Annotated in this window: 11 protein-coding genes and 1 tRNA gene; 3 read left to right on the forward strand and 9 right to left on the reverse strand. The window is 61.5% G+C overall.

Features of this window, described 5'->3' with window-relative positions; translation table 11 throughout:
• On the reverse strand, positions 1-999 hold a 999-nt coding region (locus tag SP5_RS11345), incomplete at its 3' end, for an abortive infection family protein (RefSeq protein ID WP_052811509.1).
• A 409-nt stretch (positions 1,000-1,408) separates the two neighbouring features.
• The gene (locus SP5_RS11350) at positions 1,409-2,041 is read right to left on the reverse strand and encodes a tyrosine-type recombinase/integrase (RefSeq protein ID WP_042488683.1); all 633 of its coding nucleotides are present in this window, start codon (positions 2,039-2,041) and stop codon (positions 1,409-1,411) included.
• A gap of 469 nt (positions 2,042-2,510) precedes the next feature.
• On the opposite strand from SP5_RS11350, the gene SP5_RS18530 reads away from it, so the two are divergent.
• The 3 genes from SP5_RS18530 to SP5_RS11365 are packed head-to-tail and all read left to right on the forward strand — an operon-like array spanning position 2,511 to position 5,188.
• A complete protein-coding gene (locus SP5_RS18530; protein WP_052811510.1) occupies positions 2,511-3,065 on the forward strand; it encodes a hypothetical protein in 555 nt (184 codons plus the stop codon).
• Between the two features lie 51 nt (positions 3,066-3,116).
• Complete coding sequence (locus SP5_RS11360; RefSeq protein ID WP_245613472.1) at positions 3,117-4,040, forward strand: MvdC/MvdD family ATP grasp protein; 924 nt, start codon at positions 3,117-3,119, stop codon at positions 4,038-4,040.
• The gene (locus SP5_RS11365) at positions 4,037-5,188 is read left to right on the forward strand and encodes a hypothetical protein (protein ID WP_042488586.1); all 1,152 of its coding nucleotides are present in this window, start codon (positions 4,037-4,039) and stop codon (positions 5,186-5,188) included. The genes SP5_RS11360 and SP5_RS11365 overlap by 4 nt, the downstream gene beginning before the upstream one ends.
• A 227-nt stretch (positions 5,189-5,415) precedes the next feature.
• On the opposite strand, the gene SP5_RS11370 is transcribed toward SP5_RS11365, so the two are convergent.
• The 7 genes from SP5_RS11370 to SP5_RS11400 all read right to left on the reverse strand — a co-directional run bounded on the left by SP5_RS11370 (position 5,416) and on the right by SP5_RS11400 (position 11,615).
• Positions 5,416-6,051, reverse strand: a complete 636-nt coding sequence (locus tag SP5_RS11370) for an Eco29kI family restriction endonuclease (RefSeq protein ID WP_042488589.1) — start codon at positions 6,049-6,051, stop codon at positions 5,416-5,418.
• Positions 6,051-7,238 carry a DNA cytosine methyltransferase gene (locus SP5_RS11375; RefSeq protein WP_042488592.1) on the reverse strand — a complete coding sequence of 396 codons (1,188 nt, stop codon included), beginning with the start codon at positions 7,236-7,238 and terminating at the stop codon, positions 6,051-6,053. The genes SP5_RS11370 and SP5_RS11375 overlap by 1 nt, the downstream gene beginning before the upstream one ends.
• 119 nt (positions 7,239-7,357) lie before the next feature.
• Positions 7,358-9,391, reverse strand: a complete 2,034-nt coding sequence (locus SP5_RS11380) for a DUF6538 domain-containing protein (RefSeq protein WP_157013688.1) — start codon at positions 9,389-9,391, stop codon at positions 7,358-7,360.
• A gap of 146 nt (positions 9,392-9,537) precedes the next feature.
• Positions 9,538-9,611 (reverse strand) — tRNA-Gly (locus SP5_RS11385).
• 68 nt (positions 9,612-9,679) lie between these two features.
• Positions 9,680-10,312: a L,D-transpeptidase family protein gene (locus SP5_RS11390; protein WP_042488597.1), complete on the reverse strand. Its 633-nt coding sequence runs from the start codon at positions 10,310-10,312 to the stop codon at positions 9,680-9,682.
• Between the two features lie 35 nt (positions 10,313-10,347).
• Positions 10,348-11,292 (reverse strand): CDF family Co(II)/Ni(II) efflux transporter DmeF, encoded by a 945-nt coding sequence (dmeF, locus tag SP5_RS11395; protein WP_042488598.1) that lies wholly within the window; start codon positions 11,290-11,292, stop codon positions 10,348-10,350.
• Between the two features lie 47 nt (positions 11,293-11,339).
• Positions 11,340-11,615 carry a metal/formaldehyde-sensitive transcriptional repressor gene (locus tag SP5_RS11400; RefSeq protein WP_042488601.1) on the reverse strand — a complete coding sequence of 92 codons (276 nt, stop codon included), beginning with the start codon at positions 11,613-11,615 and terminating at the stop codon, positions 11,340-11,342.
• Between the last annotated feature and the right edge of the window lie 56 nt (positions 11,616-11,671).

Below are 11,671 nucleotides of genomic sequence, written 5' to 3' on the forward strand. Positions count from 1 at the left end.
CCCAAGAATCTGCTTGAACACCTGTTCACTGTGGTCGTCGGGCGCCAGCTTCAGAGCCTTGGAAAGCTTGCGGTAGAGGGTCGGCAAGTCGTCTTGGTCCGCCGCCGGTATATCCAGGTCGTGGAGCAGCCATCGGCAGACGTCCTCGAGCAGTGTACGCGCGAGCGTGATGGCGCCGGCGGGGTCGTCGCTGCGGCGATCCATGGCGGCCGTCCAGCGCGCATGGACCTGTTCGGGCTCGAACTTGGCCAACGTATCGGAGATGGCCGCATCTGCGGGTGATCCGATCGCGGCGGCATCGACCGTGTAGATCGGACTGCCAGACATCCTGCCGGTGCGCGAAAGACGGTATCCGTCATGCTTGAGGTGCCGGTTGATGCTCTCTACCCGCTGCTTCTGGTCAGCCTCGTCGATCGCCGTCGGGTGCACCGCGGCCTCCAGGAAGCGGAAGAGGAGCGCCTTAGATGCGTCCAGCAAGCCGAGCCGCTCGAGCAGTTCGCGATTGCTCCAGTCGTCGTTCCGGACGATGTGCTGGATGATGTCGTCCTTCAGCGACCGGTGTCCCCAGATGTCGGTGTCGGGGAAGGCCGATGACATGGCTCCGATCGGGAACACGTTCTCGAGAAAGTCCACCTGGTCGTACTCCGTGCACAGCGGCTGGCCATCGAAGACGTCGAAAATGCGACGACGGGTCAGTATGGAGACCTGCGGGGTTCCGTGCTCCGTGACCTTCGCGACCAGCTCGGCCAGCCAGAAGTCCCAGTCCTGCTCTAAGAGTTCGTTGGCGACTGCGACTACGCGGGCGGTGGATAGGGGCACTAGCCGGGAGTGCACGTATCTGAACTTGCTCCGCATCGCCTCGTCATCGGTTCCCTCGGCCAGACCCAGACGGATGCAGACGGCCGGAACGTCATAGGCCTTTTTGCCGGCGACGACCTCGGCGATGCGTGTTCGCAAGTCGTTGACACGTGTGCTGCTCATCCAGCTATCGTAGATCATCGGCCCAGTGCGTGCCAAATAGACGAGACGCGGCTTATCGGATTAGCTGATCCGGGAGCAACTACTCAGCGCGTAGCTTTTGCTGCACGTGCGGTAACGGAACGCGCGATCACGCGGGAATGCCGCGTAGGCCATTGCGCCCGGAAGACCCGGCCGCAAGATCACAATGTCGGTGTTCGCCGGTGTCGTTTGCGGCGGCCTCTCTTGCAAATAGCGGCTATTTGGCGTTTGACGCCCAGAAGCTTTCAGTCAGGAACCGGCCCAGATGCAGGCGCTGTGCAAGGGCAATCCAGCGCCCGCTGAATGTCGGCTCATGGCAAGACCTGACGTTCAGTCTGGAATCTGGGAATGACAGATTTGTCCCATGCGCAGTAAGGTCGGCTCCTCGCCCGAGCGAGGAGCCGACAGGTCAAATCTCGGTGTTCTCGGCGAGGGCAAGCGCGTCTTCCATATCGATGCCGAGATAGCGGACCGTGTTCTCGATCTTGCTATGGCCGAGCAGGATCTGGACGGCACGCAGATTGCCGGTTGCCCTGTAGATGATCGATGCCTTCGTTCGGCGGAGCGAGTGCGTACCGTATTCACTTCGGATCAGACCGACCCCTGTCACCCATTCATCGACAAGCCGGGCGTACTGGCGAGTGCTGAGATGCCCATCACGATCGACCCCACTGGGGAAGACGTAGTCGTTCACCGTGCCGCCCCGCCGCTCCAGCCAAGCCAGCAGGCTGGCGCGAGCGTCTGGAAGCAGCTCGAACTGAACCGGCCGGCCTGTTTTCTGCTGCATGACAATCGCTCGCGTTCGGACTTGCCCGCCGCTGACAAGGTCGCCAATCTTCATTTGTACCAAGTCGCAGCCTCGAAGTTTGCTATCGATTGCCAGGTCGAACAGCGCCCGATCTCGCAAGCGTCGGCGCTGATTGAGATAGAACCGGATCTCCCATATTTGCTTCGGTTTCGGTGCCCGCTTCGCGCCTACGGTTCTTCCGGCATTCCAGACTGGACGCTTTGCGGCCGACGGTGGGGTTTCAGACATCTCTATGATCCTTCTCCAATGGCCAAAACAGCCATCGGAAAAACGCTTTCGGGTATCGCTGTCTGACATCGACCAGAGCCGGTCGTTCAAGTCAGCCGCGATGAACGTCCGATCCTGACGGAAGCTGAAGATCGCCGATCGAGGCGAACGATTAGCCAAGTGCCCTGATTTTCGACGTTCTGCTGCTCTGAAACTCATCCTCAAAGCTGAAGTCGTCGGCCAGCGCAGTTGCAGTCGGTGTAGCGTCGGCGACGCTCTACGTGGGTGATGACGTCCATGCGGCCTATCCGCAATCTCCTTTCGGAGTGCTAAAGGACTCTCCTGAGCGCTCCTCGCCTCTCGCAGCACGAGTTGCCACGCAATACGGGTCAGGTCGGACGCTTACGGTCGTTCGCCTGATTGCAACGGCGAGCGAGGGGCCTTAAGGGTAGAACAAAGCGTAGAAGTCATCATCCGGGCTCAGGGGATTTGTTCAATGCGCCAGACCTCGAACTCGATTGCCGAGACCGCTCCGCTTCTGTTTCGCCACGCCACGCCCTGCATCGCGTCGGAAGAAATGTCGGGGCGCTACGATCCGGAAGTTCAGCTTTGGGTGGTTAATACCGGCAAGGGCTTTGTTCCTCTGGTAGAGGCTGCGTCCGTACCTCAGCTCGAAACCCGCACCTGCACCAGGGTCCAGCAGGAGGGGGACGATGAGGACGCGGCCGCGAGCCGCGAGCTTTGCTCGACGTTGCTCGACACCAGCACTTTTACCAAAACCAAGCAGGAAGGCGCGGACGACGACATCTCCACCGACGATGGACTAGTTGGTGTACGTAGCTGCGGTGCGCTTGAGGCGATCGTAACAAGGACCAACGTGCAGCAGGAGGGCACCGACGAAATGGCCTCGTCTGCGCTTTTGGACCTCGAGACACGGTCTTTGAACAACCAGGAAGGTATCGACGACGACTGGCCGCTAATGCTTCTTGAGCTTCAGACCAGATCTTATTCAAATGGTGAGAGTGACGACGAAGACTCGCTCGTACACTGATCCGGCCGTTTCGCATTGATACTCCTAGTTACCAATAAGCGTGACATTACCATGGACTTCATCGTCCTGGAGTTGCGCCGCCGTGGGATCGCCTTTTGGCGCTTGAACAGCGAGGACCTGCCATCCGCTGTCGTTCGCTTCAGTCCAGAGGCTGACCGCGGGTGGGAAATTGAGTTTGAAGGCACCGTCCTTAATGTTCGCGACGTGCGCGCTGCCTATTATCGTCGGCCTGGCACTCCGGAACCTTATCCGACAAGCGATCCGGCTACCCGTGACTATCTGTCTGCGGAATGGTCGGCGGTGATGCGCTCGCTTTGGAATGCGCTTGAGGGGCGTTGGCTGAGCTCACCGTTCGCAATCCTGCGGGCCGAGGACAAACCGCGTCAGCTCGAGCTGGCTGTATCGCTGGGCTTCGATGTGCCCAATACGCTCATCTCTAACGACTTCACGCCCGTAGAATCGTTCATTGCTTCTGGCGGGATCGTCGGCAAACCGCTTCGCCATTCTCTGGTCGAGCGCGGAGAGACAAGCGAAGTGTTGTTCACGACGCGCCTAGCCCCTTTGCGGCCCATGGATCGCCAAGCAGTGGGGCTTGCTCCGGTCATCTACCAGCGCGAGGTCAGTAAGATTTTTGATGTTCGGGTGACCGTGATCGGTGACAAGGTCTTTGCGGCGGCGATCCACTCTCAAGACCATGACGAAACCGAAGTCGACTGGCGTTCCGGCACGCGTCATGATCTGCGGCACGAGGCTATTGAACTGCCGCCGAATGTCGCGGAGCGATGCCTTGCGCTTACTGCAGCCCTCGGATTGCGCTACGGAGCGATCGATCTCGTCGCCGATCCTGACGGCCGGCACTGGTTCCTGGAAATCAATCCCAACGGCCAATGGGCTTGGATAGAACGGCGTACGGGCCTGCCCTTGGCGGAGGCCATCGTCGATACGCTCCTAGCGATCCCAGAGACCGGTAAGTGAACGAGCGGCTCTTTGATATCTTCGATTTCTTTTGGCCTTGGCTTGTGCGCTGGACTTCTGAGCAGCGTGCCAAGCAGGCCGATCGCACCAAGGCTGACTTGCAACGGATCGCCTCGATCGACTTCAAGCGTGACAGCTCGGCTGCTCTAGATGAGGCTCGCCGCCTCGCCGATAGCGAAGCCGATCGGCGGCGCGGAACCGAACAGAAGGCCGCTACCTATCTCCCGCTGGTAGCGGCGCTAATCCCGTTGATCCTAACGGTCGTAAGCGCACTTTGGGAGAAGAAGGCAGGCGGGGCGCCGATCTGGCTGAACCTGCTGCTGCTCGGTTTGGCGGTATCTTACACCGCCGCTGCGGGAGTGTGGGCCTTTCGAGTCTTCGAAGTGTCAATGTCGCACGAAGTGGGCGTCGGCGACTTCGTATATTCATGGGGAAAGCGCAATCCCGTAGCCGCACAGGCTGCGCGGCTCCTCAGTCATGCTCGCCGGAACATGGCCGTGGTCGACTGGAAAGTCACCTGCATCATGATGGCGCACAAGTTCCTCCTGCGCGCCTTTCTAGCCTTCTCGCTTCTGCTGATCCTCAACATCCTCTGGTATCTGATCGCGCAGATGCTGCTAACAGAGCCGGTAAGGGGGGGCGTACTTGAGACGCCGAGACAGGCGGTGGCGGCCGTGACGCGCATCGACAGGCTTGCCGGCCGAATGAAGGCGGAGGCTGCCTGGACTACGCTCGCCGACGAATGCCGCATCCGCCCAAAAGGTCACACGACCGTGCAGTACGTGGCCGGCCCCGATCCGGTCCCGGGATCCATGCCAAACGGGTTGAAGCCGGTTGCCGGCGAGCCCGTTCTGGCGCGCGAGGTCCGGATAGATTGTTCAGGCCGGACGATGGCCAAGGTGCGAAGTTGGACAGTGCTGAAGCGGCTGGGTGGCTCGGCAACGATCTCCGGACTGATTGGCCCGCCGCCAGGGTCTGCGCCTCCGAAGGTTCTCTCGGTTGATCAGGTGTGGCCTGGACAGCGCGCCGATCCCGAGAAGCTTCCCAAAACACTTATCCGACAGGTGGTGGCGATCCCGGGGCGCGACGGCCAAGCAGCTGCGTTGGTCGTTACGGAGATCGGGCCAAGTATCCTCGACCTTCGCTAACGTCATGATGAGGTGGACGATGACTCTGGTCAGATCTCTCCCGCATCAGCCATTTGCTGAAAGACCGCCTTCGATGTCTAATCGCACGAAGGTGGACGGAATGCTAACGGCGCAGTCTTGCTCGTTTAATGCCGTTGGCTGGCCAAGATCGCGAACGTCGGCTTCCGTTGAAAGCCGCAGTTCGGCCCACGCTGCAGGGATGGCAGCAAAGTCCCAACTCCCGACCATTACCGGTGGCTACCCAAATGGAGAGGGTGTGCGTCAAGATAATCCGAGATGCGGGTGGCGATTTCAGAGAGCGTCTCGGTTCGCTCAGCGCATCTGATGGCCCATCCGCGACCGGGGTGGAGATGATCCCATAGCGGGCGCAGACCATTATATCGGCCCTTGCCGGGGTCGTGATTACCGAACCCATCCAGCGCGATATTCCAAACAGGGCGGAACCGCGTGATGAGCAAGCTCTCGCCTAGCGGGATCCATATGTCGTCAACAATAAGATAGCGTACGCTAAAATCTTGGACCGAAAGCGTGCCCGAGCCGCGTTGGACATCGGCGATGCTGTCGCGGTGATCGCTGAGACGATTATATAGCGAGCGTCCCCGGGAACTTGCCGACAGGCTGGCTCCTTTGCGTCCGCCTGACGGAATCGCCTTGCCAATGTAAATCGGCCAATGAGCTTCGGCTGCATTCATGGCAGCGATCGGCGCATAGGCCGGATAATCACCGTGGTAGTAGAGGACATAGATGCCTGCGCCCTCGAATGCAGCAATGCCAGACAACGGCATGGCTGGCTGTTCTAGAAGAGCCTCGGCGACGGATTTACCAAGATTGATCTTGTCGAGCGGATTGTAGACGTCGGACATCAAGCGTTGCCGACACGGAGCTGAGCGGCATCCAGATGCTGACGAACCGAACGGGCAACGACTTCCGCGAGCTCAACCGGCACGGCGTTGCCAAGCTGCCGCATGGTTTCCGACCATGAACCATGGAAGACAAAGTCATCGGGGAAGGTCTGTAAACGGGCGCTTTCACGAATGGAAAAATAACGCACCGTACCATCGGACCGGCGGAGCATGTTCTCGCCGCCAGGCACGCCGTGGACGCCAGCCTTAAGCGTCTTAGCCGGCTCGTCGAGTGGGCTGCCGGTATGGCCCGGATACGAGCGAGCGCCCGGCTGAAAGCGATGATCGCGATACGTACTGAGCGCAGTCGGGTGAAACTCTGGATCGGGGAGACCGATCAGGGCATCACGCGTCGTTCGCCACGGGCGATCCAGCGGCTTGTCGATAAGCTTGGCGGCAAAGGCCTCGGCGCGAATGTCAATTTCACGCGTGCGACTGCTGACCTGGTGGCGATCCCAATACTCACCCGAGCGATACTGCGACCAAAGCATGGCATCACGCGAATGCGTTTCGCGTGGGAAGGACCATTCGATACCAAGGTCGGAGCGGAAGCCCACGAAGAATACCCGTTCACGCCTTTGCGGTACGCCATAATCCGCCGCGTTCAGAACCTTGGGAGGCAGTACCCGGTAGTTGAGGCCTGTTGACACGCCGGAGGTATGATGCTGCTCCAGGCGGGCACGGTGATCGAGCCAAGTCTCGCCGTTACGGTTCTCTATCTCCGGGTAAGAGAGCTGGAGATAGATATAGCTAAAGTAAGTCGCGAATGTCGCGCGGGTCAGGCCTTTCACATTTTCGAATATGAAAGCGCTCGGGCGTGTCTCGCGCACGACGCGGACGGCCTCGGGCCACATGTCACGGCTATCGAGAAACGCCCGGTGACGCCCTCCGAGTGAAAAGGGCTGACACGGCGGACCACCGGTCACGAGTTCGACCTGACCCTCCAATGACTGGAACGAGAAGCCACGAACATCCCCCTCACGTGGTTCGGGCCAGTGTCGCATCGCCTCGGTGCCACGAGCCCTATTCTCACGTAGCGTGTCGCAGCACCAGCGATCCCATTCGACCACGTCGACTGGCGTAAACCCAGCTCGCCCGACGCCAAGACCGAGGCCGCCCGCGCCCGCGAAGAGTTCGATCGCCTTCATGAATTACCCTCGATGAAATGTCGCAGCGTGTTGCCCAATTGTTCCCTATCTCGCAACCGGCTCTCCCACACAAGTAGGACGCACCAGCCCATGTTTTCGAGGCGCGAGATACTGGGTCATCACGCCTTCCGCCGCGATGCGCATTCCCTGTACGATCCCGTCCGCGACCGCTCCTCCAGCGGCAGCAGGGCCAGCGGTGCAGGCGTGAGATGCGCAGTCAGGTTCGGCGTCGCGTCGCACATCAGACCCAGCCGCTTCTGAATGATTGCCGCACCGCCCTTCACGAACCATGCCTTGCAATATTTACGCGGCCCCGTGCCCTCGCGGACATGCCCCAGGATATCATCCATATAGACCTGCTTCGCGTCTGAATCCTCGAGAAAACTTGCGCCGGCGGTGCGCATCGAATGGAGGTCTGCGCGCTTGCCCGAGGAGGTTCGCAGGAGCGGTACATTCTGATCGACATAGTCGAGCAGATACCGACCAGCGCTGGCGTAAAAGCGGATCCCACCACGCCTTTTGAGATCACCCCGGTACAATTCCGGGAACAGCATGCAGTGACCTTCTGCCTCGATCGCAGCGACGTACCTCTGGAAGCCGAGCCGCAATAGTTCCGGATGTAGAGGGATGACACGGTGGCGAGAGCGACGTTTCAGCCCTGCCGCCGTTTCGCCGTTCTTGCTTTTGGTCATGTTAGCTTTGACGATCAGGAAGGGCGTGTCGACGTCGAACACGATCTCGCTGCATTCGAGCCCGCACGCCTCTTCGCGGCTCATGAAGGTGTAGGCCAACAGCAGCGGGACCCAGTATGCAGCATCCTGCCACACCTTGTCATCGGAACCGGTCTTGAACCGTCGGCTGCACCCGCCGCCGCCCGTATAAATCGGAGCCTTGAAGGCGCAGACTAACTGCTCCTCCGTCCACGGCATCCGGTCAGGATCGGTGGGATCATCTTGGACCTTGGCGGTGTGTTCGTTGAAGTCGACGATGAGATCCTTGCCGAATCTCGGCCGCCACGACGCCTTGGCCAGCTCCCGCGAGAAGCGCGCCATGATCGTCAGATCGCGATTGTACGTACGATCGCTGCGCGGCGTTTTCTTCGCCATCGCGTCGACCTCCACAAGCACCTCCTGCAGCGGGCGACTCATGGCGCCCGCCTCAGGCGTTCCCCATCTGAATTCCGTGGGTAGCTTCCTCAGGGTCTGGGCATAATGCAGGGCATCGGCGGGGCCATAATCGCATAGGCGCTTGTCGCCGGTGATCCACCCGAAGCTGCGTATCACACGCCGACGCTGGTCCAGATCCTCGTCCCAGTCGCCCGCGCTCTGGATCATCTTGATGGTGTCCTCGATGATCTCGTTGAATCGCCGCGTGTCTTGGGTGAGGAACGGGGAGTCGGGCTGACCCGCGCTGGAGGATCGATGCGGATCAGCCTGACCGAATGGCGTTGGGGTTGAAGGCGCAACCGGCTGGCGCCGGATCGCCGCGACGACATCGTCGTCGAGCAGTGCCGTGTACGGATCGCCCCGGCTGGCCGCGAGCGGGTGATCGGCGAGCGCTGCACGCGCCTGCGCTTCTGCACGCGCCCGAAGGATTTGCACGCGCGCGTCATCTATCGCGCGCGGGGTCGTTGGTGCCGACATCGCCGTCAAGGCGCTCTCGGCATCACGTTGCGCGCTCTTATGGGGCGCCAGCGAACGGAGCATCAGCACGACGGCTGCACGATCCTCATCCGAGAAGCCGTCGGTCAGCTCGTCGACGATGGTCTCCGGCACGCTGCCCGCGTCGGCGGGCAGACGCGCGGCGATCCGATAGGCCGCTTCCAGCACCCGCACTGTGCGGCGCTTCCCTTGCAGCTCGTCGGGAGCATCGAATTGGGAGGCCATCGCCAGCCCTAACTCCTCGTCGAGCCCTGCGCGGAAGATGCGCGTCAGTTCCTGCGCCTGAAGGAAACCGCGGCTGGTCCGGTTGAACATCTGCATCGCCATCATCTCCCATCGAGCGGACAGCCGGGGGACGAGGCGACGTGCCTCGACCGGGTCGGCCGTACCGAGCGAGATGCTTATAGGATGGTTGACGACGCTCCGCTGGTACAGGCGGCGGCGGTAGTAATAGCGCGCGCCACGCCGGCACAGATAGGTGATTGAGGCCACGTCCCACGTCTCGTCCGGTCGCCGGCACGGGCTTCGGTTGCGGGCGGACGACGGCGGCGTGTGCGCAGCTTGGTGCTACAGCCAGGTGTCCCGCGAAGCGCGGCCGGACGCCGAAATGGCGGAAATCCGTGGGTTCAGTGCGGAGATGGAGCGGGTGAAGGGAATCGAACCCTCGTATTCAGCTTGGGAAGCTGCTGCTCTACCATTGAGCTACACCCGCGTTGCGATGCTGCCTATTCAAGCCACAGGAATTTGGCAAGCGGGTGCGGCCAAATTTCTTGGGGGCGATCAGCCCAGGATCGACTGGCCCAGCGTCATCGTCTTGCCCTTGGTCACGATCACCCGGTCACCCAGTTTCGTCGCGGCGAACAGCTTTTTGGCAAAGCCGGGGGGCACGCCGATACAGCCATGGGTGGCATTGCCGTAGCGCACATCGCTGGCATGGATGGCGACGCCATCATTGGTCAGGCGCAGCATATAGGGCATCGGCGCGTCATAGAGGTTGGAGACGTGGGTCGCATCCTTTTGCAGGATGGGAAACACGCCGAGCGGCGTCGGCATATTGTCCGCGCCATAGATGATCGCCGCCGTACCGATCTCATAGCCATCGCGGAAGATCGAGACGACCTGCGCGGCCAGATCCACCGTAATGACGATGGGGCCGCCGGGCGCGCCACTTTCGTCCCACACGAAGTCACCGTGCTTCAATGGCCCCTTCAAATCCAGGATATGGCGGACGACGAAGGGCGCGGGCGTCGGGGTGGGCGAGGGGACCACGACCGGCGGCAGGGAAACGATGCTGTGTGGTGCCGTCTTGGCGGGCCGGGGCACGTCGTCACGAGAGGCATGGCGGGCCAGCATCACGCCGCCGCCTGCCGCGCCCAGAAGGATGGCTCCGGCCAGAATTTGCAGCGCTTTCATCCTGCGCGCTCTACCATCCCTTTTTCAATAAGGTGTTAGCGGATTTCGACCGTGACATGGCCGAGCGCCGCCATGCCCTCCAGTCGCTGGTGGATTGCGGCGCTCGTCAGGACCGTGTCGATGCCTTCGACCGACAGGACCACGGCATGGGCCGTGGGTCCGATCCGCCAGATGTGGAAGTCGTGGATGCGCAGGTCGCCGGGCGCCTCCACCCGGTCGCGGACCTGACCGGCGAGCTTGGGATCGGCTGCGTCGAGCAGCACGGTCGAGGCCTGGCGCATCAGGCCGACCGACCAGTTGGCGATGACTGCCGCACCCAGCAGCCCGACCGCCGGATCGAGCCAGACCCAGCCCAGATAGCGCCCCGCCACCAAAGCCAGGATCGCCATGACCGAAGTCAGCGCATCGGCCAGGACATGGATATAGGCCGCGCGCATGTTGGTGTCGCCACCATAACGGTCATGCGAATGCCCATGGTCCTGGTCGCGATGATCGTGCGAATGACCATGGCTGTGGGAATGGCTGTGTCCATGATCATGCCCATGACCATGGCCGAGCAGCCAGGCGCTGGCGATGTTGACCAGCAGACCCAGCACCGCGACGAAGATCGCGTCCCCGAACGCAACCGCATGCGGATCGGCCAGCCGCATGATCGATTCATAGGCGATGCCCAGCGATACCAGCCCCAGCACCATCGCCGACCCGAAGCCCGCCAGCTCGCCGACCTTGCCGGTGCCCCAGCTATAACGGGGATTGGCGACATGGCGCTTGGCATAGGAATAGGCGATCGCCGCGATCCCCAGTGCCCCGACATGGGTCGCCATATGGAAACCATCGGCCAGCAGCGCCATCGAACCGGTCAGATAGCCCGCGACGATCTCGCCGACCATCATCCCCGTCGACAGCCATACCACCAGGCGGGTGCGGCGCGCATTCTCGTCATGGGCATGGCCCAGATAATCGTGGCTGTGATTGTTCATGGAGGCGTTCACGGGGCTGTTCACGGCAAGGCGTCCTTGATCGGCAATCAGCGGAAATGGCGGCGCAGCAACTTGGCCAGCTCGGTGGCGGCGGCCTTACGCTCCTGGTCGGAGAGGTCAGGGGCCGCGACATGGGCGTGGAGGTGATCCTCGACCAGCTCGTCCATCAAACCCGCCACGGCGCCGCGCACCGCCGCGACCAGGTGCAGCGTCTCGGCGCAATCGGCATCGGCCGCCACCGACCGCTCGATCGCCGCGACCTGTCCCGCGATCCGTCGGACGCGCGCGATGATTTTTTCCTTGCTGGTCGTCACATGAGCCATAATGGATAGGGGTATAGGGTATATCGGAATTTCGATCAACCGGGTTGCGTACCCGC

Source organism: Sphingomonas parapaucimobilis NBRC 15100 (assembly GCF_000787715.1).
Classification (GTDB): Bacteria; Pseudomonadota; Alphaproteobacteria; order Sphingomonadales; family Sphingomonadaceae; genus Sphingomonas; species Sphingomonas parapaucimobilis.

Bases quoted from the DNA above. Each gene is read 5' to 3' on its own strand.
- SP5_RS18530 (WP_052811510.1), top strand. From the start codon at position 2,511: ATGCGCCAGACCTCGAACTCGATTGCCGAGACCGCTCCGCTTCTGTTT.
- SP5_RS11360 (WP_245613472.1), top strand. From the start codon at position 3,117: ATGGACTTCATCGTCCTGGAGTTGCGCCGCCGTGGGATCGCCTTTTGG.
- SP5_RS11370 (WP_042488589.1), bottom strand. From the start codon at position 6,051: ATGTCCGACGTCTACAATCCGCTCGACAAGATCAATCTTGGTAAATCC.
- SP5_RS11375 (WP_042488592.1), bottom strand. From the start codon at position 7,238: ATGAAGGCGATCGAACTCTTCGCGGGCGCGGGCGGCCTCGGTCTTGGC.
- SP5_RS11390 (WP_042488597.1), bottom strand. From the start codon at position 10,312: ATGAAAGCGCTGCAAATTCTGGCCGGAGCCATCCTTCTGGGCGCGGCA.
- dmeF (WP_042488598.1), bottom strand. From the start codon at position 11,292: ATGAACAATCACAGCCACGATTATCTGGGCCATGCCCATGACGAGAAT.
- SP5_RS11400 (WP_042488601.1), bottom strand. From the start codon at position 11,615: ATGGCTCATGTGACGACCAGCAAGGAAAAAATCATCGCGCGCGTCCGA.